The organism is Arthrobacter sp. 05T420, assembly GCF_056396305.1.
This window is the reverse complement of record NZ_JBFTLG010000022.1, coordinates 18,583-41,940: the sequence shown is the minus strand read 5'-3', so window position 1 is coordinate 41,940 and position 23,358 is coordinate 18,583. Positions and strand designations below refer to the sequence as shown.

Sequence of the window (23,358 nt, the reverse complement as noted above, 5' to 3'; positions counted from 1 at the left end):
AAAAGCTCTGAATGGGAACCAGGAGCGATAGCGCAACGGGGGTTGGGGTGGTTACGTCAGGGGGCGGTGCATTTCCACGATCTCTTCGTGCCGCGGGCTGTTCGGGTTCATCAGCGAGTTCTTGCGGCCGTAGGTGAAGTAGATGATCAGGCCGACCACAAGCCAGACGACGAACCGCAGCCAGGTCTCCCAGTGGAGCTGGAACATCAGGAACAGCGAGGAAAACACACCGAACGCCGGCACCAGCGGCATCAGCGGCAGGCGGAAGGTCCGCGGGGCGTCGGGCTTCTTGTAGCGGAACACGATCACCGACACGCAGACGACGACGAACGCGGCCAGGATGCCGATGTTGGTCAGGTCTGCCACGGCCTTGATCGGGAGGATGCCAGCCAGGATTGCGGCCCCGGCGCCGGCGATCCAGGTCACGCGCTGCGGCGTGCCGTTCTGGTCCGTCTTCGAGAACCAGCCGGGCAGCAGGCCGTCGCGGCTCATCGAGAACCAGACGCGGGTGACGCCGAGGAGGAAGGTCAGCATCACCGTGAGGATGGACAGGACGGCGAACACAGAGATGATGGTCGCGATCACCGGCAGCCCGACGCTGTTGAAGGCGGAGGCGAAACCGGCTTTGGGGTCGATCTCGGTGAAGTTCTGCATGCCGGTGAGCACCAGGGTGGCGGCGACATAGAGCAGCATGGCGATGATTAGCGAGAGGATAATCGCCTTCGGCATGTGCTTCTTGCCGTCGGTGGCCTCCTCCGCCGCGGTACTCATGGCGTCGTAGCCGAACACCGCGAAGAACACCGTCGCGGAGCCGGCCACCACGGGACCGAAGCCGCTGGGGAAGAACGGGTTGTAGTTGTTGGTGTTGATGTAGAAGATGCCCAGGCCGATGATGAACAGGATCAGCACCACCTTGATGCCGACGGCAATCAGCTCAAAGCGTCCAAAGGTCTTGGTGCCCCGGGAGAGTATCCAGGTCACCAGCAGGCAGACGAGGATCGCGGGAAGGTTGATGATACCGCCCGTGCCCTCATCCGGTGTCGAAGTCATCCAGGCGGGCATATGGATACCGACGCCGGCGAGGGCAGCGTCGAAGTAGCCCGAGATGCCGATGGCCACCACGGCCACGATGGCGATGTACTCGAGCAGCAGGTCCCAGCCGATAAACCAGCCGATGATCTCGCCAAGGGCAACGTAGCCGTAGGTATAGGCCGAGCCTGCCCGCGGGATCATGCCGGCGAACTCGGCGTAGGACAGCGCCGCGGCGGCGGATGCCAGGCCGGCGATCAGGAACGACACGAGCACGGCGGGACCGACTCCGGGTTCGGTCTCGCTGCCGTGGGCCACAAGGCCCGCCAAGGAAAAGATGCCGACGCCGATAATGCCGCCAACGCCGATGGCCGTCAGCTGCCAAAGCCCCAGGCTCTTGTGCAGTCCGCTGTGTTTGTTTTCTTCTTCGATGTCGTCGATGGGCTTGCGCCGCATGATCGACTGTGACGAATCCTGTGTAGCCATCAGGGCCTCCTGCTTAGGTGTGATGCCCATCAATCCACCCTGTGATGGGCGTTACCGAGTGACAACAGTATGCAAGCCCGATTGCATTAGATAAAGTGAATTCTCTTAATGAATAACCATCAGAATTCACAAAGGAAAAGCGATGCTCGACGTCCGGCGTTTGCGACTGTTGCGCGAACTGAAGATCCGGGGCACCTTGGCCGAAGTGGCCGAGGCACTCCAGTACAGCCCGTCGTCAGTCTCGCAGCAGTTGGCCCTCCTTGAGAAGGAGGCCGGAGTGGAGCTCCTGCGCAAGACCGGGCGCCGCGTGCAGCTGACCCCGCAGGCCGAAGTCCTGGTGGCCCACACCTCCCAGCTCCTGGAGACACTGGAGCAGGCGGAGGCGGACCTGGCCGCGTCGCTGACCACTGTCACCGGTACCGTGCGGATTGCGGTCTTCCAGTCCGCCGCGCTGGCACTGATGCCGGACGCCCTGACCAGGATGTCCGCCAGCTACCCGGAAGTCCGGGTGGAAATGACGCAGCGGGAACCGGAAACGGCCCTTCACGAGACCTGGGCCCGCGACTTCGACCTCGTGATCGCCGAGCAGTACCCTGGCCATGCCGCCCCGCACTACGCCGAACTGGACCGCGTGGCCCTGACCAGCGACGCCATCCGGCTCGCCGTTCCACCCGCTTCGCCCGGCCGCGACGCCATCCGGACGCTGGCCGATACCGCGGGGCTGCCTTGGGTGATGGAACCACGCGGAGCGGCCTCGCGGCACTGGGCCGAGCAGGCCTGCCGGAGCGCAGGCTTTGAGCCCGACGTCCGCTTTGAAACCGCCGACCTTCAGGCCCAGATCCGGCTGATCGAATCGGGAAATGCGGTGGCCCTGATGCCCGACCTCGTGTGGACCGGCCGCAGCACCAGCGCGCAGCTCCTGGACCTGCCCGGGGATCCGCACCGGACGGTGTTCACCTCGGTGCGGCGGTCCAGTGCCAGGCGGCCGGCCCTGCTGGCAGCCCGCGAAATCCTGGCGTTGACGGCGGCATCGATCGTGCCCGCGGCGGCGGCCGGCGCCCTTGATCCGGCCCCCATGGACCGGCCCGCGTGACTGCGGCCCCAGCGGACCGGCCTGCGCGGCAGGCCTGCTGCGTGTGCGGTGGGCCACAGCGCGCGCGGTGGCCCCGCGCTAGACTGGTGGCGTTATGAATCGCACAATATTCAAATCCAAGATCCACCGCGCGACGGTCACGCACGCGGACCTTCACTATGTCGGTTCCGTCACTGTGGACCTGGATCTGCTGGAGGCGGCCGACATCCTTCCCGGCGAACTGGTGGCGATTGTCGACGTCACGAACGGCGCCCGGCTCGAGACCTACACGATTGCCGGCGAACGCGGTTCCGGCGTGATCGGTATCAACGGCGCCGCCGCCCACCTGATGCACGAGAACGACATCGTCATCCTCATTACGTACGCCCAGATGACCACGGAAGAGGCGAACGCGTACAACCCCAAGGTGGTCCACGTTGATCAGGACAACAAGATTGTCCAGATCGGCAACGACCCCGCGGAGGGCATGGCGCCGGGCCTCATGCGCCCGCCTCACTCGCTGAATAACGCCGCGCTGAACTAGCGGCACCAGCCCCAGCCCCGCCTGCCGAGTCCAGCAGCCGGCATGCGCAGGGGACGCGGCCCCACGCCGTCGGGCGTAATAGGACGGTCTGCGGAATAAAGCTGATTACTCTGGAACGGTGTCCTTTACCCGCCGAACTCCCGCCCCGCTGCAGAGAACCGCGTGTTAGGGGTACTGGCAGGCTTCTTCGTCGTCTGGGTCATCATCCTGGTCGGCATGTTCGTGGGCCGGCGCAACGTTCTGGGCGAGAACGCCCGCTCCGTCCTCAGCGCCCTGACGTTCTTCGTCGCGAGCCCCGCCTTGCTCTTCGAAACGCTCAGCAAGGCCAATCTGCATAGCGTCTTTGCCGCGCCGTTGCTCGTGACGGCGGTGGGGGCCGTCATAACGGCGGTCCTGTTCTTTGGCATTGTGCGGTTCGCGCTCAAGCGGCCCGTACCCGAGGCCCTCATTTCCTCCATGAGCGCGTCCCTGGCCAACTCGGCCAACCTCGGCATCCCCATCGCCGTCTTCGTGCTCGGCGATGCCAGCTATGTTGCACCCCTGCTCATCTTCCAGCTGGCCTTCTTCACTCCCCTGTTCCTCATGGCCTTGGACGCCACCACCAGCTCGCACCGCACCACGCCGCTGAGGTTCGTGCTCATGATCCTGCGGAACCCGATGATCGTCGGCACCGGGCTGGGTCTGGTGGTGGCCGGAACCGGCTGGAAGGTACCGCCGCTGATCATGGAGCCCATCCACCTGATCGGCGGGGCGGCCATCCCGGCCATGCTGATCGCCTTCGGCATGAGCCTGAACAACTCCGCGCCGCTGCAGGCGGCCGCCGGACGCCGGTTGGACACCGTGCTGGCGAGCTTCTTCAAACTGATCGTCCATCCGCTGGTGGCGTACCTGTTTGCCCGTTTTGTCCTCGGCATGCAGGAGCAAGCGCTGTTCGCCGCGGTCGTCACAGCGGCCCTGCCCACCGCCCAAAACGTGTTTGTCGCGGCCAGCCGCTACCGCACGGGCGTCACAGTAGCCAAGGACACCGTGCTGATCACTACGGTGGTAGCTGTCCCTGCCATGATCGGTGTAGCCCTGCTGCTGGCCTGACCGTATCTGGTCTTGCCCGGGCGGTCGGGGCGGTACCAAACCCCGGAGGAGGACCCTTGAAATCAACCCTGGACACAGTGGTCATCGGCGGCGGTGCGATGGGCTCCGCAACCGCCTGGGCGCTGGCCCGGCGCGGTGCGGACGTGACCCTGCTGGAGCAGTTCGGGCCCGGCCACCGCAACGGCGCCTCCCATGGCACAACCCGGAACTTCAACCCTGGCTACGCGGATCCGGACTACGTTGCCATGCTGGCCGAAGCGGCGCGGCTGTGGAGCGAGCTCGAAGCGGACTCCGGCGAACGGCTGCTGGCGCGCACCGGCGTCGTGAACCACGGTGCCGACCCGCGGCTGCCCGAGGTCCGGAACGCGCTGCTTGCCGCGGGGCTCCGGGCCGAGTTCCTCTCCGCCGGGGAAGCCGGCGAACGCTGGCGGGGCATCCGGTTCGAGTCGCGTGTGCTGCACATGCCGGACGGCGGGCAGTTGAATCCGGACGCCGCATTGCCGGCGCTGCAGCGCCTCGCCGCCGGCTTCGGTGCCGAGATCCGCCATCATGTGCAGGTTCTTGAGCTGAAAGTGCACGACGACGGCGTCCGGCTCACGCTTGAGTCCGGCGGCCGCACCGAGATGCTCTCCGCCAGGCGGGCCGTGGTTACCGCCGGCGGCTGGACCACGAAGTTGCTGGCCGGCGTGGCGCCGCTGCCCCGCTTGACGGTCACCCAGGAACAGCCCGCACACTTCGCCATCACGGACCACGGCGCCCAATGGCCGGGGTTCAACCACATGCCCGGGCACGGGGAGGCGTACGCGTACTGGCGTTCGCCCGTCTACGGCATGCACACGCCGGGCGAGGGGATTAAGGCCGGATGGCACGGGGTGGGTCCTGTAGTGGATCCGGACCGGCGGACCTTCGCTGCGGAGCCCGAACAGCGGGCGGCCCTGCAGCGGTACGCGCGGGACTGGCTGCCCGGGGTGGACGCCGACTCCCTCGCCGACATCAGCTGCACCTACACCAGCACGGTGGATGAGAACTTTATCCTGGACCGGATCGGCCCGGTGGTCATCGGCGCCGGCTTCTCCGGGCACGGATTCAAGTTCACGCCGGTGGTGGGCCGGATCCTGGCCGACCTCGCAACCGGCGACGGCGGGGCGCCGGCCATCTTCTCGGCATCCCGGCCGCGGGTCCGCTGACTCCAAAGCAACGCGGGGTCACTTAGCGCCCATCCTGGGGCCCGGCATGGGCGCGATGTGACCCCGCGTTGCTGGGTGCGCCGGTAGGCTGGGACCGGTCTTAAGCCGCCCTCGAATACGACGGGCGCCAGCACGAATTGGGGAAGAATTGCACAGCGTTACATCAGGCAGGGTCACATCAGGCAGCATCCACTTAGTTGACGCCCATCCGAAGGGCGTACGCAGCCGGAACATCGGCGCGGTCGACTGGATCGCGGCCGGACTGGCAGGGCTGCTGCTGGTATCTGCCACGGCCTGCGCCAGCCCCGGGACGGCCCCGGCTGCCGCTCCGACCGCCGTCGCGAGCTCCCACGCCACCGCGTCGGCCGGCGCGGACAGCACCCCGCTGGATCCGGACAGCACACCTGGCGTCGATGTTCCAAGCGTCGACGTTCCCAGCGTCGATGTTACCGGCGTCGCCGCCCCGCACCAGCACCCAGCGTTTGCGAGCAAAGCCCGCGAGGTGCTGGCGACGCTGCCCGTCAAGGGCCGCGCACCAAAGACGGGCTATTCGCGCGAGCAGTTCGGCCCGGCCTGGTCCGACGTTGACCACAACGGCTGCGATACCCGCAATGACATGCTCCGCCGCGACCTCACGGCCCTCGCGCTCAAGCCCGGGACGCGGGACTGCGTGGTGCTCTCCGGCGTCCTGGCCGACCCCTACACGGCCACCGCCATCAACTTCCGGCGCGGCAACGCCACCAGCACCGCGGTCCAGATCGACCACGTCGTGGCCCTCAGCGACGCCTGGCAGAAGGGCGCGCAGAAGCTCAGCCCGGCGCAGCGGCTGGCCTTCGCCAACGATCCCCTGAACCTGCTGGCGGTGGACGGCCCCGCCAACCAAAGCAAGAGCGACGGCGACGCCGCGACGTGGCTGCCGCCGAACAAGTCCTACCGCTGCACCTACGTCGCCCGCCAAATTTCAGTGAAGTCCAGCTACGGGCTCTGGGTGACCCAGGCCGAGCACGATGCCATGGCCCGGGTTCTCTCGGACTGCCCGGACGCCCTGGCCCCGACCAACCGGCCGGCCTCCGCTCCAGCGAAGGCCGCGCAGGCACCACCAGCACGGCAACCCACCGCGGCGCCTGCGGCCGTACCCGCGCCAGCCCCGGCGAAGGTCCAGATGGCGCCCGCGCCTGCCGCCCCCGCAGCCGCGGTGTCCTACGCGAACTGCACCGCGGTCCGCGCAGCCGGCGCGGCACCCATCCATGTCGGCCAGCCGGGGTACAGCCGGAAGCTGGACCGCGACGGGGACGGCGTGGGCTGCGAGTAGCGGTCGGCCCTGCTTCCGGTCCCTGTGTGGACCGGTGGTGGTCAGTTCCTCTGGTGGTCGTGCAGGAGCCGGGCGCAGCGGATGAAGCCCAGGTGCGAATACGCCTGGGGATGGTTGCCCAGGTGGGTTTCCGTACCGGGATCGTATTCCTCCGGCAACAACCCCGTGGGGCCGAACAGGTTCACCAGCTGGTCGAAGAGGTCCCAGGCCTCCTCAATCCGGCCGACGGCGATGTAGGCCTCGATCAGCCACGTGGTGCAGATGTGGAAGCCGCCCTCCAGGCCGGGCAGGCCGTCGTCGTACCGGTAGCGGAAAACGGTGGGCCCCACCCGCAGTTCCCGTTCCACCGCCGTGACGGTGGCCAGGAAGCGGGGGTCGTTGACCTCCAGCAGGCCGGAGAGGCCGATGTGCAGCACAGCTGCATCCAGGTCAGGGCTGTCGTACGCCACGGTGTAGGAGTTGGCCGAGTCGTCCCAGCCTTCGCGCAGGACTTCCTGCCGGATTTTCGCCGCTGTGGGCTCCCAGGCCGGCAGCGGTTCCCGGCCATGCCGGGCGGCCGTGCGCAGCGCCCGGTCCAGCGCCACCCAGCACATCACCTTCGTGTAGACATGGTGCCGCGGCGCCCGCCTGGCCTCCCAGATGCCGTGGTCCGCTTCATGCCAGCGGGCCAGCACGGCCGCGGCCATCTGGACCAGCAGCTCCCAGTGGTCGTCGGAGAGCACGCCCTGGCGGGCGCTGAGGGCGTGAATCAGCTCGGCAATCGGGCCAAATACGTCCAGCTGCACCTGGTGGTCGGCAGCGTTCCCGATCCGGACCGGGCGCGATCCCGCGTAGCCGGGCAGGCTCTCGATGATCGCCTCGGTGGACAGCGGCGCCCCGGTCACCGAGTACAGCGGGTGTAGCCACTCCGGGCCCGGGGCGCTGGCCAGGATCCGGCCCAGCCAGGCCAGGAAGCCCTCGGCCTCGGCGGTGGAGCCCAGGTCCACGAGGGCGTTGACAGTCATGGACCCGTCCCGCAGCCAGCAGTACCGGTAGTCCCAGTTCCGGGTGCCGCCGATTCCCTCCGGCAGTGAGGTGGTGGGCGCGGCCAGCACTGCGCCGGTGGGTTCGTGGACCAGGGCCCGGAGCACCAGCGCGGACCGGCGGACCAGCGAGGGCTTCACGCCAGGCAGTTGCAGCTCGTGGACCCAGCGCCGGGAATGATGGACGACGGCGGCGCGGCGCCCGGTCTCGTCCTCCGGCACCGCCGGCTGCGGTTCCGTGTCACCGCAGCGCAGGTTGAGGACCACGGGGCCATCCCGCAGGTCGACGTCGCCCGTGGCGGTGGCGTGCCGCCCGTCCGAGGTGATGGAAAAGGCCACTCCGGGCGCCCGAAGGGTGATGGGATCCGCGGTTCCCACGACGTGCAGTTCCGTGCCGCGCACCTCCATGCTGAACGGCGCATTCGCGTAGTCCGGCCGCGGCGCGAAAATGATCCGGGCTGTGCCGGTGCCGGAGAGCACGCGGACCAGGCTGGTGATGCCTGTGGGGGCCGGCTCCAGGTAATCCGTCACCGTGACGTCGGCCCAGCGGGTTTCGACGATCATGGTGCTGTCCACGTAGCGCTGGCCAAGGACCTGAGAGGACTTCACCGGTTCCACGGAGAAGTGGCCGGCCGCATCGCCGCCGAGGAGATGGGCAAACAGCGACCCCGAGTCCGGCCGCGGATGGCTCATCCAGCAGATCTTCGCGTCCGGCGTGATCAGGGCGGTGGAGGAGCCGTTGCCGATCATGGAGTGCCGTTCCAGCCCCACGGCATCCTCGCCGAAAAGCCACGCCCGCCGCAGTTCGAACAGGATCGCCAGGACCCGGGCGAACGACTCCGTGTCCCGGAGCCTGTGGTTCGCCACGCTGGGCCCCTCCCCCACGCGCAGCGCCATGTCCGGCCCGCGCAACGTTGCCATGGCCAGCTCATCGCTGGACGCGTCGCCGGCGTAGAGTGCGGCACTGGCGCCGAGCACGGAGCGCAGGTGCTCCAGTGCGGAGGCCTTGGAAGGTTTCACCGCGGAGAGGTCCAGCACCGAGCCGTCCACAATAAAGGTGAGCCCGTGCGCCTGCGCGATCTTCTCTGCCTGCTCGGCGGCTAGTGCAACGACGTCGGGTGCGGCCGCGTGGGTGTGCACCGACACGGCAACCGGCTTCCGCTCGATGGTGATGCCACGGTAGGCGCCCACGGTTTCCGCAAGTGCCAGGCTGGCCTGTTGCACCACAGATTCGGTGGCAAGCGACAGCCCATGCGCGTAGCTCATGTCGAACTCAGCACCGTGCGAGCCCACCAGATGCACCTCGGCGGGCAGGCGTGAGACGGCGGCGAGGTCGCGGAGGGACCGGCCGGAAATGACGGCAGCGTGCGTATTGGGCAGGGCGGCGAGCGCGCGGAGGGCGATCGCGGCACTGGCCAGCGGCAGGGTCTCGGTCGAGATCCCTTCCGCCGCGCAGAGCGTTCCGCCGTAGTTGCACGCCACCAGCAGCCCGGGGGTGCGGGCCAGGACCTTGAGCTCAGCCAGCAGTTGGGGTGTCAGCCCGTCATCGGCGGCGTCAGTCTGCACGAAGGCCCGGAGCAGGCCCAGCGGGAGGGATTTGGTCAGGAGGGCAGAGTCAGCCAAGGACTGGTTGAGCGGAGTGGGCATGTGCGGAGTCCTTCGAATAGTCCCCAATGCCTGCATGAGAAGCGTCCTCGGAAGGGCGCACTTCCAGTATCCTCCTGACGCAGTTTCGCCCGGGTGTCCCGGCGGTTGCAGGTATGTAACGTCTGCAGGCCGCCGGGAACATAACCGGGCGTTTGGGCGCTAGCTGCGGTCGGCGCGGTAGAAGTACATCTCCCTGGATCCCTTGGGAGCATCCCATCCCTGGGCAAACACCCAGCTTCCACCGCACTTCAGCAGCCCTCCCCACGCCAGCGATCCACCCTTGTGGAGCGCCTTCTGTGTGAAGGGCTGGTTGGTGTCATACAGTGCCTGAGCTGCGGAGAACTGCCCGTTGGCGTCGCCATAGAAGAAGTCCAGGACCAGCTCGGTCCGTTCGCCTTCGCCGACGATTGCGCAGGCCACTTCGTGCAATGAGCCGCCCAGCGGTTCAAGGTCCAGGTAGTCCTGCGGCTCAAACGTCCAGTTCACCATGTCGGAGGACCGTCCAACGTGGGTGGTTCCACCGCAGCCCTCGGAGAGATACATCAGGTAGTCGCCACCGATCTTGACGGCTTCGCCGCGGGCGTTTCGCGGGATGACGGCCCCCTTGGCCCAGTAACGCGAAATCTCGTGGGGGACCGCCAAACCGAGCTTTTCCCAGTGGATCAGGTCATCTGACACGGCAACATTGATGTCGCAGCCAACATCGCCCAGGGGATACGCCTCGGAATTCTGGCCGGGCTGTTCATCGCTGTGGTCGATCGTCCAGATCCCGTTGTAGAACATGTAGTACCGGCCATTGGCCTGGTACACCTTGGGATCCTCGCAGCCGAGGATCTCATTGTCCATGGTGGGGTAGATGACCGGGTTGGACGGGTTGTCCTGCCACCCGGTTTGGGGATCGAGGACGGCAACACCGATGCGGCTGGAGACTGATTCCTTGCGCGGGGAGGCCCGGTAAAAAAGGTAGAGCTTGCCATCCCGCTCCATGAGGGACGGATTGAAGATCGAATCCGCCGTCCAGCCGATGCCGGTGGGGTCGTCCCAGTCCTGGACCTGCCGGAAAGTCAGGGAGTCGTCCTTGCGGAACGGGCCCACAGCCCATTCCGGGCGTTCAGGGTACTCGGCGGAGAATTGATCGGTGGAGATGGTATCGGTCAGCGGGTTGCTGAACGTGAGCGCTCCCTCGTAAGTCTTGAGCAGTGCCTGGGTAGTGATTTTTTGCATGGGGTCTTCCTGTTCATCAAAGCATGCCAAGCCGCCGGGACCACGGGCCGTGGTGATCGGTGTTAGCGGTGATAGGTGTTAGTTACGGACTGTCGTCACCCAGGTGAATCCGCCCGGGGCCACAGCGACACGGCCGGACCCGTCCGCCTGCCGCGGGCCCGGGGCTACGGGCCGGCCTGACGCATCGAATGCCTGCTGGGTCAGGCGGAAGCCTGCGGGCAGGTTCACCGTCCGTTCAATGCGTTCCGGGGCCGCGCTGACGTACAGCGTGGATTCGCCGCCGGCTCCGGAGACCGAGACTGTGGAAAGCTGCGGCTGGATGAGCAGGGCATCCAGGGCGACGTCACCGTCGGTGGTGCCGACGACGGCGGCCGCCGCGGCGGGCAGCGCGCGTTTCAGCGCGAACGGGAAGAGGACGCCCGGCGCATCGGTGATGCCCTGGGCGCCGGCGCCGCCGTTCCGGGTGCTGCCAAGCGGGCCCTTGCCCGCGGTCCAGCTGGTCGAGCCGGAGGGGGCGATTCCCTGGTTGACGATCGGGTAGATATTGCGGGGTTCCCCGGCGGCCGGCAGTGGCAGGCTCAGGGACGCACCTGTCTTCAGAGCGACGTAGGCGCCGCCGGAGAGGTTGGCTTCCCCGGTCCAGGCTGAGGCGGGCCTGACCACGGTGCCGTTGCCTGCGATGGCACCGGATTCGGCCTCGACGACGCTCAGCCCGTGGGTCGAGACGGTGCGGGTGATGCCGAGCGCCTTGGCCTTCAGCTCCGGGTTGGCGTCCAGCGCCAGCATGGTCAACAGGGCATGGATGGTGGATTCGGCGCCGGAGTTCGGGTTCACCCGGCCGTCGGGCTCGATTCCGTCGATCGCGGTGCCGGCGGCGGGGTTGTAGGCGGGGGCGCCGCTGGGGTTGGCGCCGAAGAACCAGCCTGCCGCAATGGCTGCGAGCTCCAGCAGGCCGGGGGCTTTGGCGGCCTTCGCGGTCGCCACGAGGCTCTGGACACGGGAGTCCACGCCGTAGGCGATTTGTGCCTCGCCGGGCGTGGGGCTCCAGGCGTTGTCCGGCCCGCCCGCGGCGAGCAGCTGCGGGGTGAACTGGGCGGAATCCTTCACGGCGGCTTCGAGCAGCCGGGGCTTGTTCAGCACGGTTGAGGCGGTGGCGGCTGCGGCCGGAGCCATCCCGCCCCAGGCGTGCCAGAGCGTCCGGGACTTGTTCCACGGCAGGATCGCGCCGAAGGGCCATTGAGTGCTGGAGCCCGAGGACATCGCGGCGACGCCCTCGCTCAGCCGGGTGAGCGCCTGGGTGGCGACGCGGTCGCCGGGGGCCGCCTTGTTGTAGGCGGCGAGCCCGAGCACGGCCTCGGCGGAGGCGTCGGCGCCGCCGGAGATCAGCCAGGCGGGGACCTTGACGCCGTCGGCCGTGTCATACGTGCCGTATTTGGCGAGGGACTGTTTGTCGAGCGAGCCAAGGGCCAACTGCAGGCGTTCGCGCAGGAAGGACGCGAAGGCCGGGTCGGCGCCGGCGAAGGCGGCGTAGCCTTCCCCGAGGGCCCAGACGGTGCGAGCCAGCCAGTAGGATTCGGCCGAATCGGAGGGGTCCGGCAGTTCCACCGGCTTGGCGCTCGGCGTGAGCGTGCCGTCGGCCTGCTGCCAGAGGACCACGTTGCCGGCGTTGGGCCCGGCCGTGGTCTGCAGGTACGTCAGGGAGCGCAGGGTCTGGAAGGCGCGTTCCTTGCTGGCGGGGTCGCCGGTCTGCTTCCAGTGCCGCAGGTAAACGACGGCGGTGCGGGCGATGTCGTCGGCATTATAGGCGCCCTGGCTCCAGTGGCCGGTGGCAGGGTCCAGGTCCCCGCCGCCGATCCGGGCGTAGCTGCCGTCCGCTTTCTTGTCCGCGTACGTCCACGGCGCCTGGGCCGAGGGGATCCGGTCCAGCTGATAGGTGGTGTGCCCCTCCACCGGGGTGAGCGGCACGGTGTCCATCAGGAAGTTCAGATGGCTGAGGTTGGTCAGGGGTGCTGCGGCGGGCGCGGCCGGAACGGCAGCCCGCTTCCCTGTCCCCCCGCCCGGGACAGGCGCCCCACCCGGGACAGCTGCCGTCCCCGGGGCGGGTGCCGCGCCGGCGGCACCCGCCCCAAGCGGGAACACGAGCAGGAGCATCGATGCGGACACGGCCACGGCCGTGAATCGATTTCTTCGTTTCGGGCGGACATCGTTGTTCGTCATCGGTGGCTCCTGGCTGGCTGGGCTGGCTGTCTGGTCGTCGGGCGGGGGCGGCGGAGGTCCTAGTTGGCGGGAATCCGGTCCAGCTTGGCGACACCGATCTTCGAATCCGCCATGCCGTAGAACACAAACAGCTGCTCGCCGATTTTCTCGATCGCTGTCGGGAACACGACGTTGGGCACGATTCCGGACATCTCGTCCTCGGTTTCGGGCGCCAGGAGCGGCTTGTCGCTGCGGGCGATCACCTTGGAGGGGTCATCGGCGTCGAGGATCATCGCGGCAGCGGTGTAGTTGACGTTCTGCTGGTGGTCGAACGCCGACTTCGCGAGCTCACCGGAGACGCCGTGGTGGATCAGCAGCCAGCCTTCGTCCACGCGGATCGGGGCGGGGCCGCCGCCGATCTTCAGTTCCTCGAACGGGAACTCGCTCAGCGCGACGAGCCGGTGCTTGGCCATGTGCACGAGGTTGCTGATGTCCTTTTCGACGTCCGCGACCGGAACGTAGGAGATCCAGATGCCGGGGCGGTTGTCGGTGACGCCGGCCGGCAGGTGCTCACCTTCGCCCTCGCGGATCCAGCCGAGGTCCCACATCGGGCGGTGCAGCATCGCGTAGGAGGGCACGCCGTCGGGGTCGTTGACCGGCTCCGGGAAGAACACGGCGTCCTTGTTCGGGAACAGGTTCAGGTCCATCGACAGGTCGGCCTGGTAGCCGAAGAGGCACGGGCCCAGCCGGTGCCAGTTGCGCAGGTCCTCGGAGTAGGCGAAGGCCAGGCGGGGGCCCAGCGGGCCGTAGGCGACGTAGGTCATCAGGTGCTTGCCGAGGCTCGGCACCCAGGTGGTGCGGGGGTCCTCGGTGCCGGCGTTGTTCAGGCCGCGTTCCCAGCCCTCGTCGGGGGCCAGGACGATGCCCTGGCGTTCGACGCCGGTGGGGACGCCGTCTTCGATGACCACCTTGGCCAGTCCCACGCGGGAGACGTTGCCCTTGGCGACCAGGCGCGGCAGCAGGTAGAGCTCGCCGTCGAGACCGCGGCCGCTGGCCGGGTTGAGCACACCCTCCGCCTCAAATTCGTTGCCCGGTTCCGGGGTCATGATGACGCCGGCACGGGTGAGGGCGAAGGGGACTGTGGGGAGTGCGGAAGTCTGGGGGGAGGTCATAGATTAACCCTTTACGCTGGATCCGATATTGGTGGAAATGAACTGACGCTGGAAGAAGATGAAGAGTGCGACGGCGGGTGCTGCGAGGACGCAAGCGCCCGCCAGGATGGCGCCGAACGGGTTGGATGCCGTTGCGGAGATGTTGGAGATGTAGTTCGCCAGCGAGACGGCGAGCGGCTGGATGGACTGGTCCTTGGTCACCAGGAACGGCCAGAGGAACTCGTTCCACGGCCCGATGAAGGTCAGCAGGACCGCCGTGACAATCGCGGGTTTCACCAGCGGGATGGCGATCTGCCACAGGATCCGCAGCTCGGAGGCGCCGTCGATCCTGGCCGCCTCAAAGAGCGTGGAGGGCAGCTGCATGAAGTACTGACGGAAGACGAACACGGCTGTGGAGTTGATCGCGAAGGGCAGGATCATGCCCAGGTACGTGTCCGCCAGGCCATAGTCCCGCACGATCATCACGTAGAGCGGGATGAGCAGCAGCTGGAACGGGACCATCTGCACCAGCAGCATCATGCCAAACACCAGCCCCTTGCCGCGGAAGTGCATCTGCGCCAAGGCGTAGCCCACGAGCAGGCCGAAGACCACGGTGAAGAAGATGACGCCGCCGGTGAAGATGCCCGAATTGACCAGGCCCTTGAGCAGGTTGATGGAGTTGTTGATGTTGGCGTAGTTCTCGCCGGTGAGGTTCGCCGGGTTGGGGAACGCCCCGGCCACCGAAGTGTCCGGTGAGGTCTGCAACGAGCCGATGAACATGTAGTAGAACGGGAAGAGGAAGACGAACGCGCCCACGGCCAGCAGCAGAAAGCTGCCGAGGCCGAGGCTCCTGCGTTTCTCGACGCCGGAGGCGCCTGCCCTCTGTTTGCTGGCGGGTTTGCCGGCGGGGGTGCCGGGGCGGCGTGCGCCGTCGCGTCCGTTACTGTCGTTGCTCCCGCTGTTCTCGTCGTTGGGCGCAGCTGCCTTGTTGAGAATTGACATGTCAGTCCTCCTTCCCGCCCACGAGGCGTTTCTGGATCAGGGCAATCAGCAGCACGCCGATCACCAGCACCACACCCAGTGCGGCCGCCAGATCGGGATTCCCCTGCAGGATGCCCATCTGGTACATCAGGAACACCGGTGAGGTGGAGGCCCCGTCCGGGCCGCCGCCGCCGGTGAGCAGGTACGGTTCCGTGAACAGGTTGGCGCCGGTGATGGTGGCCAGCAGGGTCACCAGCACGCTCGCCGAGCGGACGCCGGGAACGGTAATGTTCCAGAACTGCACCCACTTATTGCCGCCGTCCACCGAGGCGGACTCGTACAGCTCCTCCGGGATGTTCTGCAGCGCGGCCAGGTACAGCAGGATGAAGAACCCTAGCTGCTTCCACGTCACGAACAGTGCCACGGTGGGCATCGCGAGCCAGGAGTTCACAAGCCACGAGGGGTTCGGCGCCAGCGGCCCGAGGACCGAGTTGACCAGTCCGTTCTGCTGGAACAGGAACAGCCAGACGCCGACGACGGCGACGCTCGCCGTGACGTAAGGGACGTAGTAGCTGACCCGGAAGAACGTCTTGAGCTTGGTCACACGGTTCAGGGCGTTGGCCAGGACCAGGGACAGGCCCACGGTCAGCGGGACGTTGATGAGCAGGAAGATCCCGATGTTGGCGAAGGAACGCTGCACGGCGGGGTCCGTGAGGACCGTGATGTAGTTCTCCAGGCCCACGAACGGGCGGTCCACCTTGACCTTCGGCGCGGTGAAGAAGAAGTCGTGGAAGGACATGTAGACGGCGTAGCCAAGCGGAAACGCCAGCACGCCCAGGACGTAGATGACGTAGGGGGCACTGAACAGCAGGCCCAAGGGCTGGCGGCCCAGGAAGTTCTTGCGTTTCCTGGCCGCCGGCCGCTTGTCCCCAGCCCGCCCGGCGGCGTCCCCTGTGGCGGGGGCGCCTTCAGCTGAGCGAAGTGACATGGAGATTCACCCGCTACTTCTGGGCTGCGAGTTGGTCGATCTTCTCGGCAGAGGCCTTGAACGCGGCGTCGACGCTTTCGTTGCCGAAGATCACGGACTTGGCGTAGGCGGTGCGGAAGGTCTGCCAGACCTCGACCGAGTTGGACACGTTGGGCACCTCGACAGTGTGGCTGGCCTGCTCCGCGAACTGCTTGTAGAGGGGGTTCTTGGCAAAGTAATCCGCGTAGGTGGCCGGGAGGTCCTTGCGCATCGGCATCTGGCCGGTGTCCGCCAGGAGCTTGCCGTCCTGTTCCTTGCTGGTGGCAAACTTCATGACTTCCCATGCCGTGCCCTGGTTCTCGCAGGCGGAGTACATCGCGACGTTCTTCGCGTCCGAGAACGTGGAACCTTCAGTCTGGGCCTGCGCGGCCGGTACCGGCACGGCGCCCCAGTTGACCTTGTTCTTGTAGGCGGCGATGGCCCACGGCCCGGCCAGCGACATGGCCGCCTTGCCCTCGGCGAAGGAGTCACCCTGGTAGACCTCCTTGGAGGCCAGGTTTTCCTTGTACAGGGTCTGGAACATGGTGGCTACCTGCTTGCCCTGGTCGCTGTCGAAGGTGGCCTTGCCATCCTTGACCAGCGGAGCGCCCCCGGAGTTCGCGGCGTAGAACGGGTAGAAGTCGAACCAGGACTGAAAGAAGTCGCTGGCAGGGGACGGCCAGACCGCGTTCGCGGCGGCCCCGGACTTCACCAGGGTGCGGGCGGTGTCCAGGAATTCGGCCTGTGTGCCGAGCTTGGGGTGCGCGGCGTCCAGTCCGGCCTTGGTGAAGAGGTCCTTGTTGTAGAACAGGACCACGGGGTTGGACTTCCAGGGCAGCTGGTACATTTTGCCGTCGCCGGACTTGTACTGGTCGGCGAGGTCGCCGGTGCGGTCCTTGATGTACTGGGCGCCGTCGGGGAAGGAATCCAGCGGCACGAGTCCGCCCTGCTTCTGGAACTGCGGAACGGCGACCGGAGCGGTGTTGAAGACCAGGCACGGGGCATTGCCGGCAGTGATGGCCGCGCCGATGACTTCCTCGGAGCTCTTGCCGGCCGGGATCTGCTGGGCATCGATCTTCTGGTCCGGGTGGGCGGAGTTCCACGACTCCACCATGGCCTTGCCCCACTTGACCTCGAACTCGTTGTTTGAGTACCAGATCTTGATGGGACCCTTGGCCGTCGTGGCCGAATCGGCGGTGCCGCCGCTGGCGCCGCCGCCGCAGCCGGCCAGGCCCGCTCCCATGATGGTCAGTGCGGCCACGGACAAAACTCGCGTGGCAATTGAAAAGCGCTTCATTGCGTCTCCTTGGGAGGGGTTTTCCTGACGGTGCAAGCCAGGGGTAGGTGTGTTCAAGCAGGAAAAAAATGAGGGTCGGCGGTTGTGGTTTCGGTCGACGGATACCGGTCAGTCAGGGGCCGGTCCGGTGGAGGCCCTGACCACCAGGCGGGGCGCCGGGAGGGCTGTATCCCCACCCTGGTGGGTCCCGGCCAGCTGGTTCAGGAGGACTTGGGCTGAAACCCGCCCCCACAGCATGGGGTCGGTGGCCAGGGTGGTGAGCGGCGGGTTGAGGTACTGAGTGAACTCCGCGTTGTCATAGCCGGTGACGGAAAGGTCGCCCGGGACGCTGAGCCCGAGGGACTGCGCGTAGGACTGCCCGGCGGTTGCCATGAGGTCGTTGGCATACACGATCGCTGTGGGCCGGTCCGCCCGGCGGAGCAGTTCCGCGGTGGCGGCCACTCCCCCCGGAGCGGTAAAGTCGGCGGCGGCAAAGTGGTCCGAGGGAAGACCGGCCGCGGCCAGCGCATCCTCCCAGGCCTGGCGGCGGCTCCGCCCGTGGATATACTCCTGGCCGCCGCCCACATGGGCGATCCGGCGGTGTCCGAGGGTCACGAGATGTTCCACCGCCGCGAAGATCCCGGCCGACTCGTCCACAGACACAGCCGGGAACGGGGAGCTGGCGTCGGGCCGGTTCAGCGTTACCGCAGGCAACTTCAGGTCAAGCAGCAGCGGGATGCGGGAGTCGTTGCTCCGGACATCGGTGAGGATCACGCCGTCGACCCTGCCGTTGTCCACCAGCTTGCGGTAGCAGCGTTCCTCGGCGCCCGGCGCCGTGGCGACGCTCAGGACCAGGGTGTAGTCGTGCTCGGCGAGCGCGGTCTCGATCCCGGCGATGAAGGCCGGGAAGAACGGGTCCGTTCCCAACAGGGAAGGGTCCCGGGCCACCACCAGGCCCAGCGCGTAGGCCTTGGCTGAGGACAGCCCTTTCGCCCGGAGGCTCGGCTTCCACCCGAGGTCCTTGGCCACCCTGAGGATGCGGTCCCGGGTGTCCGGGCTGACCCCGGGCTGGCCGTTGAGGGCGTAGGACACGGCACCCTTGCTGACGCCGGCCGCTTGGGCGACGTCGCTGATGGTGACTGCCATGGAGCCATACCTTTCGGAGGTGGTCCTGAGGCAGCTTCCTGCACTGAACCGGTTAAGTGATGTCTACTACTAAACCGGTTCAGTTGCCGCTTGTCAAGGATGGATCCTGTCCAGCACCGGCCCGGCGGCATCGGAGCCGACGCCCCGCCACGGCGTTTCAGCAGTTAGCTGGCCTATATTCGTAGGCTCCGGCGTCGGCCGCGCCATCGCTGCGGCAGCCGGCCTCCTGGTTGGCCGGCCGCCCGTCCAGGTCCACGGGGAACGGGCTGACCCCGGCCCGATCAATGGCCGGGCTTCCGGCGGAGAGGTGGAGATCGGCGGGTGCATTCACAAAGTCGGCGGGTTCGGTGGTGGAGGTGGCACTCGGAGCGATGTTGATGGGCCCGTTGAGGACATTCCCCTGTTCCGTCCAGCCTGCGCTGTCCATCCACAGGGCATTGCGGACCGCTACCAGGATGTTGCCCCGGATGATGGTGGAGGCCGGGCATGAGGCGTGGCAGACGAGGGCCTGGGAGTCCGGGCCGTCCAGCCATACGGTGTTGTATTCGAACGTGGTGCCGTTGGTCGGGCCGAAGGACGACGTCCTGCCGCGCGCGATCAGCCCCATGGCCTGGGAACAATTCGGGCCACAGGTGGACCGGACGAGGTTGTAGCTGTACGTGTTGCCGTCCGCTGTTCCGCCCCTTCCGCGGCCCAATTCGGAGAAGACGTTGTTGTCCACGGCCACATTGTGGTGGATCCGGTTCCGGTTGCCGTTGAAAATTTCGAACGCGCTGCCGTCGTGGCCAAAGTCGTAGGACACCGCGGTGGAACCGGTGATGGTGTTGCCGGCGAACTCGTTGTCGCTGCCGTTGATCAAGAAGCCGAAGGCGCCCGAATCATCGGTGCACTGCACCGCAGTCGCAGTGCCGCACCGCTCCCCCGGGGTATTGACGTTCATGATGTTGTTGTCAGCGAGCGTGTTGTTGGAATAGCTGCCAAAGTCGGAGCCGTCGCTCACCTTGATGCCCGCGGCATTGTTTGCCGCGGCGGAGTGCCGCACGGAGCTGTGGTCACCGTAGATGCTGAAGCCTGCATAGCCGCACGATTCCGCCCGCAGGCCGTCCACGGCGACGTAGTCGCCGTCGAGCCTGACGCAGGTGCCCGCCAGTCCCCCCGTAATGACGGGCAGATTGCCGCTGCCGTAGGCATTCAGGGTGATCTTGAGCCGGCTGGTGCCGCCCCGGCCGACCACCAGGCCTCCGGAGAAGATGTCTCCCCGCCGAAAGCTGACGGAGTCTCCGGGCCGCAACGCCGTGGCGTTGACCTTATCGAGGGTCGCCCAGGCCGATTGTGGCGATGTTCCGTCACTGGAGTCACTGCCGTCCCCGCTCACGTAATACGTGGCGCCCTCGGTCGAGGCCGGTGCGGATGCACCGCCGAGCAATCCGCCCAGGAACAGCAGGACGAGCAGCGTGGCGGCGGCTGTGGACTTGATCTTCATGGGTGCACCTGGGTTTTCGCCATGTATCCGCGGATCCGGGCGCCACCGCCGGCCGGCGGACCACATCGGCACCCTGAGGGGCTTAACGCTATGAGCGGGCGGGTACTAAGTCAACGGACGAGGAGGTCAACGGGACAAGGAGCTGTAATGTTCGTTTTTGCTACTTGACGTTCTTTATTGTGCGATTATGATAGCTAATTATGTGAGCTGCTTCACGCCACCCGCGTTATTTCAAAGGAGAAATTATGACCATGCATGAAGACGCACTGCTCCGGGCCTCCAGCCAAGGCGGGTGGGACCGGAGGACGCTGCTGAAGACATTCGGCGCCGGAGCAGTCGCGATGGCCGGCATTCCCCTGCTCACGGCATGTACGGGCGGCAGCGCACCTGCCGGCAGCGGCGCGAACACGGCCACCTTCGGTTCCGGCTCCTCGGACGAGGTCCCCAAGGCCGCCTACAAGGCGGTGACCGACGCGTTCCAGAAGAAGTCCGGCGTCGCGGTCACCACCAACGTGGTGGCTCACAATGACTTCCAGAACAAGATCAACACCTACCTGCAGGGCAGCCCGGACGATTCCTTCACCTGGTTCGCCGGTTACCGCATGCAGTACTACGCCGGCAAGGGACTGCTCGCCCCGATTGACGATGTCTGGGAGAAGGTCGGTGCAAACTACTCCGACGCCCTGAAGAAGGCCTCGACGGGCGCCGACGGCAAGATGTACCTGATCCCGAACTACAACTACCCCTGGGGCTTCTTTTACCGCAAGAGCCTCTGGACGCAAAAGGGCTACACCGTCCCCACCACGTTCGATGAGCTGAAAACCCTCGCCGCCAAGATGAAGGCCGACGGCCTGATCCCGATCGAATTCGCGGACAAGGACGGCTGGCCCGCCATGGGCACCTTCGACTACCTGAACATGCGTCTGAACGGCTACCAGTTCCACATGGACCTCACCGCGCACAGGGAAAGCTGGGACCAGAAGAAGGTCAGCGACGTCTTCGACACCTGGAAGGCCCTGCTGCCCTACCAGAACCCGAACGCCCTCGGCATGACCTGGCAGGACTCGGCGAAGTCCCTCGCGGACAAGAAATCCGGCATGTACCTGCTCGGCTCCTTCCTCACCCAGCAGTACACGGACAAGGCAATCGCCGACGACATCGATTTCTTCCCGTTCCCCGAGGTCGCGGTGGAGGGCCGGGACGCCATCGAGGCACCCATCGACGGCCTCCTGCTCTCCAAGAAGGGCGGCCAGAACCAGGCCGCCCGGGACTTCCTGGCATACGTCGGCACACCGGAGGGACAGGATGTGTACGCCTCGGTCGACTCGTCCAACATCGCCACGGCCAAGGGCGCTGATACGTCCAAATTCACTCCGTTGAACAAGAAACTGGCCGAGGCCATCAGCGGCGCCAAGAACATCAGCCAGTTCTTCGACCGCGATGCCCTGCCCGCCATGGCCAACAACGTGATGATCCCAGCCCTGCAGTCCTTCATCAAGGACGGCAACGTCGATGTGAAGAACCTGGAAGCCCAGGCCAAGTCCCTCTACGCCGCCCAGTAACGGCGTGTCTCAAGGCAAGGAATCTCCATGAGTGTCTCTACCAGTCCGTCCGCGCGGGGGCGCAAGGCAGCCGCTGCCCCCGCACGGCGGGTTCGGCGGCTGTCCGGCCGCGACAAAGTGGTGCTCGGCATGATGGTGGGCGTCCCCACGCTGATCCAGCTCGTATTGGTCTGGATCCCAACGCTCATGTCCGTCGGGTTGTCCTTCACCCGCTGGAACGGGCTGGAACTGACCGACATCAAGGCCGCCGGCGTCGAGAACTACCAGTTCATCGCCCAGGATTACCCGCCGTTTTGGCCGGCCATGCAGCACAACGTGCTGTGGCTGGCATTCCTGGCATTCGTCGCCACCCCGTTGGGGCTGCTGCTGGCTGTGCTCCTGGACCAAAACATCCGCGGCACGCGGATCTACCAGAGCATCTTCTTCGCCCCGGTGATGCTGTCCCTGGCCCTGATCGGGATCATCTGGCAGCTGTTCTACAACCGTGACAGCGGCCTCTTGAACTTCCTCCTCGGCACGGCGGGCACGCCCCAGGCCGTCGACTGGTTTGGCGATTCCAGTGTCAACATCTGGGCTGCCCTCTTCGCGGCCACCTGGCGGCACGCCGGCTACGTCATGATCCTGTACTTGGCCGGGCTCAAGGGAGTGGATCCGACCCTGCGCGAGGCGGCCCAGATTGACGGTGCCAACGCGGTCCAGACCTTCTTCCGGGTGATCTTCCCGGCCATGCGCCCGGTCAACGTCGTTATCATCGTCATCACTGTCATCGAATCCCTCCGTGCGTTCGACATCGTCTACGTGATCAACCGCGGCACCAACGGCCTGGAACTCATCAGCGCCCTGGTCATCCAGAACCTGGTGGGCGAGGGGCAGGTGATCGGCATCGGCTCGGCGCTGGCAGTCATCCTGCTCGTCATCTCGCTGATCCCCATCACGTTCTACCTGTCCCGCGCGTTCGGAAAGGACAAAGAGGCATGAGCATCGCCCATCCAACCGACGCCGCGGCTGCTGGCACCCCTCCGGATGCCCGGGAGCGCAGCTACGGGCCGGGCAGGACCGGCCCCCGGCCGGGCCGGCCGACCAACAACAAGCAGGGCAAGCGGCACTACGGCACCCACGTGTTCCTCATCGTCATGGCGGCGATCTGGCTGGTACCGCTGGGCTGGGCCATTTTCACTGCCCTGCGGCCCAAGGCGGACACAGACAAGTACGGCTACTTCAGCACCGGCGGGGCCTTCAACTTCGACAACTTCATCCAGGCCTGGACGCAGGGCGGCTTTGCCCAGCTGTTCTGGAACTCGGTGCTCATCACGGTCCCGTCCGTGTTCCTGATCCTGTTCTTCGCCTCCATGATGGCGTTCGCCGTGAGCCGGGTGAGCTGGAAGTTCAACATCACCCTGCTGATCATGTTCACCGCCGGAAACCTGCTCCCCCCGCAGGTGCTCGCGGCGCCGCTCTTTGAAATGTTCAAGCACTTCGAGCTGCCCTATGCCATCAGCGATTCCGGGAACCTGCTCAACACGTACATCAGCGTGATTGCCGTGGACACCGCCTTCCAGATCGGCTTCGTGACGTTCGTCCTCTCGAACTACATGAAGGCCCTGTCCCCCGAATTGACCGAGGCAGCCCTGGTCGACGGCGCCGGCGTCTGGCGCCAGTACTGGGACATCATCCTGCCGTTGTGCCGCCCGGCGCTGGCCGCCATGGGCACGCTCGAGGTGATCTTTATTTACAACGACTTCTTCTGGCCCCTGCTCTTCATCCAAAGCGGCGACCGCCTTCCGGTGACCACCGCGATCAACAACCTCCAGGGCCAGTTCCTCTCCAACTACAACCTGATCGCCGCCGGCGCCATGATCACCGCCATTCCGGCCCTGATCATCTACCTGCTCCTGCAGCGCCACTTCGTGGCGGGCCTGACCCTCGGCTCCAGCAAAGGATAAAC

General features: G+C 66.4%; 18 protein-coding genes. 8 read left to right on the top strand and 10 right to left on the bottom strand.

Annotation, left to right across the window (positions count from 1 at the left end):
* Positions 1 to 51: 51 nt before the first annotated feature.
* Complete coding sequence (locus tag AC1DEM_RS19190) at positions 52 to 1,515, bottom strand: amino acid permease (protein ID WP_476885879.1); 1,464 nt, start codon at positions 1,513 to 1,515, stop codon at positions 52 to 54.
* 142 nt (positions 1,516 to 1,657) lie between these two features.
* On the opposite strand from AC1DEM_RS19190, the gene AC1DEM_RS19185 reads away from it, so the two are divergent.
* From AC1DEM_RS19185 to AC1DEM_RS19165, 5 genes are all read left to right on the top strand, one after another.
* Positions 1,658 to 2,608, top strand: coding sequence for a LysR family transcriptional regulator (locus tag AC1DEM_RS19185; RefSeq protein WP_476885878.1), 951 nt, complete (start codon positions 1,658 to 1,660; stop codon positions 2,606 to 2,608).
* A gap of 94 nt (positions 2,609 to 2,702) precedes the next feature.
* Positions 2,703 to 3,131 carry an aspartate 1-decarboxylase gene (panD, locus tag AC1DEM_RS19180; protein WP_476885877.1) on the top strand — a complete coding sequence of 143 codons (429 nt, stop codon included), beginning with the start codon at positions 2,703 to 2,705 and terminating at the stop codon, positions 3,129 to 3,131.
* A 162-nt stretch (positions 3,132 to 3,293) separates the two neighbouring features.
* On the top strand, positions 3,294 to 4,220 hold the full coding sequence (locus AC1DEM_RS19175) for an AEC family transporter (RefSeq protein WP_476885876.1): 927 nt from the start codon (positions 3,294 to 3,296) through the stop codon (positions 4,218 to 4,220).
* A gap of 56 nt (positions 4,221 to 4,276) precedes the next feature.
* Positions 4,277 to 5,407: an FAD-dependent oxidoreductase gene (locus AC1DEM_RS19170; protein WP_476885875.1), complete on the top strand. Its 1,131-nt coding sequence runs from the start codon at positions 4,277 to 4,279 to the stop codon at positions 5,405 to 5,407.
* Positions 5,408 to 5,555: 148 nt separating this feature from the next.
* Positions 5,556 to 6,719, top strand: coding sequence for a GmrSD restriction endonuclease domain-containing protein (locus AC1DEM_RS19165; protein WP_476885874.1), 1,164 nt, complete (start codon positions 5,556 to 5,558; stop codon positions 6,717 to 6,719).
* A gap of 41 nt (positions 6,720 to 6,760) precedes the next feature.
* Here AC1DEM_RS19165 and AC1DEM_RS19160 read toward each other — a convergent pair whose 3' ends face one another.
* The 9 genes from AC1DEM_RS19160 to AC1DEM_RS19120 form a co-directional block, all read right to left on the bottom strand.
* Complete coding sequence (locus AC1DEM_RS19160; RefSeq protein ID WP_476885873.1) at positions 6,761 to 9,388, bottom strand: trehalase-like domain-containing protein; 2,628 nt, start codon at positions 9,386 to 9,388, stop codon at positions 6,761 to 6,763.
* 159 nt (positions 9,389 to 9,547) lie between these two features.
* Entirely contained in the window at positions 9,548 to 10,612 is a 1,065-nt protein-coding gene (locus AC1DEM_RS19155) for a glycoside hydrolase family 130 protein (protein WP_476885872.1), read from the bottom strand.
* A gap of 78 nt (positions 10,613 to 10,690) precedes the next feature.
* The gene (locus tag AC1DEM_RS19150) at positions 10,691 to 12,829 is read right to left on the bottom strand and encodes a hypothetical protein (protein ID WP_476885871.1); all 2,139 of its coding nucleotides are present in this window, start codon (positions 12,827 to 12,829) and stop codon (positions 10,691 to 10,693) included.
* Positions 12,830 to 12,888: 59 nt separating this feature from the next.
* Positions 12,889 to 13,980, bottom strand: coding sequence for a glycoside hydrolase family 130 protein (locus AC1DEM_RS19145; RefSeq protein ID WP_476885870.1), 1,092 nt, complete (start codon positions 13,978 to 13,980; stop codon positions 12,889 to 12,891).
* Between the two features lie 3 nt (positions 13,981 to 13,983).
* A complete protein-coding gene (locus AC1DEM_RS19140; protein WP_476885869.1) occupies positions 13,984 to 14,961 on the bottom strand; it encodes a carbohydrate ABC transporter permease in 978 nt (325 codons plus the stop codon).
* Between the two features lies 1 nt (position 14,962).
* Positions 14,963 to 15,928 (bottom strand): carbohydrate ABC transporter permease, encoded by a 966-nt coding sequence (locus tag AC1DEM_RS19135; RefSeq protein ID WP_476885868.1) that lies wholly within the window; start codon positions 15,926 to 15,928, stop codon positions 14,963 to 14,965.
* 13 nt (positions 15,929 to 15,941) lie between these two features.
* Positions 15,942 to 17,243 carry an ABC transporter substrate-binding protein gene (locus tag AC1DEM_RS19130; protein WP_476885867.1) on the bottom strand — a complete coding sequence of 434 codons (1,302 nt, stop codon included), beginning with the start codon at positions 17,241 to 17,243 and terminating at the stop codon, positions 15,942 to 15,944.
* 108 nt (positions 17,244 to 17,351) lie between these two features.
* A complete protein-coding gene (locus tag AC1DEM_RS19125) occupies positions 17,352 to 18,368 on the bottom strand; it encodes a LacI family DNA-binding transcriptional regulator (protein ID WP_476885866.1) in 1,017 nt (338 codons plus the stop codon).
* A 157-nt stretch (positions 18,369 to 18,525) separates the two neighbouring features.
* Positions 18,526 to 19,851 (bottom strand): hypothetical protein, encoded by a 1,326-nt coding sequence (locus AC1DEM_RS19120; protein WP_476885865.1) that lies wholly within the window; start codon positions 19,849 to 19,851, stop codon positions 18,526 to 18,528.
* A gap of 245 nt (positions 19,852 to 20,096) precedes the next feature.
* On the opposite strand from AC1DEM_RS19120, the gene AC1DEM_RS19115 reads away from it, so the two are divergent.
* Genes AC1DEM_RS19115 through AC1DEM_RS19105 form a run of 3 tightly spaced genes read left to right on the top strand, consistent with a single transcriptional unit; the run spans position 20,097 to position 23,356 of the window.
* Positions 20,097 to 21,413 (top strand): ABC transporter substrate-binding protein, encoded by a 1,317-nt coding sequence (locus AC1DEM_RS19115; RefSeq protein ID WP_476885864.1) that lies wholly within the window; start codon positions 20,097 to 20,099, stop codon positions 21,411 to 21,413.
* A 27-nt stretch (positions 21,414 to 21,440) separates the two neighbouring features.
* Positions 21,441 to 22,391: a carbohydrate ABC transporter permease gene (locus tag AC1DEM_RS19110; RefSeq protein ID WP_476885863.1), complete on the top strand. Its 951-nt coding sequence runs from the start codon at positions 21,441 to 21,443 to the stop codon at positions 22,389 to 22,391.
* Positions 22,388 to 23,356 carry a carbohydrate ABC transporter permease gene (locus tag AC1DEM_RS19105; RefSeq protein WP_476885862.1) on the top strand — a complete coding sequence of 323 codons (969 nt, stop codon included), beginning with the start codon at positions 22,388 to 22,390 and terminating at the stop codon, positions 23,354 to 23,356. Before AC1DEM_RS19110 ends, AC1DEM_RS19105 begins: the two co-directional genes overlap by 4 nt.
* Positions 23,357 to 23,358: the final 2 nt, after the last annotated feature.

What these genes read in the sequence shown, in the direction of transcription:
- AC1DEM_RS19190 (WP_476885879.1), bottom strand. Translation starts at nt 1,515, where the DNA reads ATGGCTACACAGGATTCGTCACAGTCGATCATGCGGCGCAAGCCCATC.
- AC1DEM_RS19185 (WP_476885878.1), top strand. Translation starts at nt 1,658, where the DNA reads ATGCTCGACGTCCGGCGTTTGCGACTGTTGCGCGAACTGAAGATCCGG.
- AC1DEM_RS19140 (WP_476885869.1), bottom strand. Translation starts at nt 14,961, where the DNA reads ATGTCAATTCTCAACAAGGCAGCTGCGCCCAACGACGAGAACAGCGGG.
- panD (WP_476885877.1), top strand. Translation starts at nt 2,703, where the DNA reads ATGAATCGCACAATATTCAAATCCAAGATCCACCGCGCGACGGTCACG.
- AC1DEM_RS19150 (WP_476885871.1), bottom strand. Translation starts at nt 12,829, where the DNA reads ATGACGAACAACGATGTCCGCCCGAAACGAAGAAATCGATTCACGGCC.
- AC1DEM_RS19135 (WP_476885868.1), bottom strand. Translation starts at nt 15,928, where the DNA reads ATGTCACTTCGCTCAGCTGAAGGCGCCCCCGCCACAGGGGACGCCGCC.
- AC1DEM_RS19145 (WP_476885870.1), bottom strand. Translation starts at nt 13,980, where the DNA reads ATGACCTCCCCCCAGACTTCCGCACTCCCCACAGTCCCCTTCGCCCTC.
- AC1DEM_RS19115 (WP_476885864.1), top strand. Translation starts at nt 20,097, where the DNA reads ATGACCATGCATGAAGACGCACTGCTCCGGGCCTCCAGCCAAGGCGGG.
- AC1DEM_RS19155 (WP_476885872.1), bottom strand. Translation starts at nt 10,612, where the DNA reads ATGCAAAAAATCACTACCCAGGCACTGCTCAAGACTTACGAGGGAGCG.
- AC1DEM_RS19130 (WP_476885867.1), bottom strand. Translation starts at nt 17,243, where the DNA reads ATGAAGCGCTTTTCAATTGCCACGCGAGTTTTGTCCGTGGCCGCACTG.
- AC1DEM_RS19110 (WP_476885863.1), top strand. Translation starts at nt 21,441, where the DNA reads ATGAGTGTCTCTACCAGTCCGTCCGCGCGGGGGCGCAAGGCAGCCGCT.
- AC1DEM_RS19160 (WP_476885873.1), bottom strand. Translation starts at nt 9,388, where the DNA reads ATGCCCACTCCGCTCAACCAGTCCTTGGCTGACTCTGCCCTCCTGACC.
- AC1DEM_RS19125 (WP_476885866.1), bottom strand. Translation starts at nt 18,368, where the DNA reads ATGGCAGTCACCATCAGCGACGTCGCCCAAGCGGCCGGCGTCAGCAAG.
- AC1DEM_RS19105 (WP_476885862.1), top strand. Translation starts at nt 22,388, where the DNA reads ATGAGCATCGCCCATCCAACCGACGCCGCGGCTGCTGGCACCCCTCCG.
- AC1DEM_RS19120 (WP_476885865.1), bottom strand. Translation starts at nt 19,851, where the DNA reads ATGAAGATCAAGTCCACAGCCGCCGCCACGCTGCTCGTCCTGCTGTTC.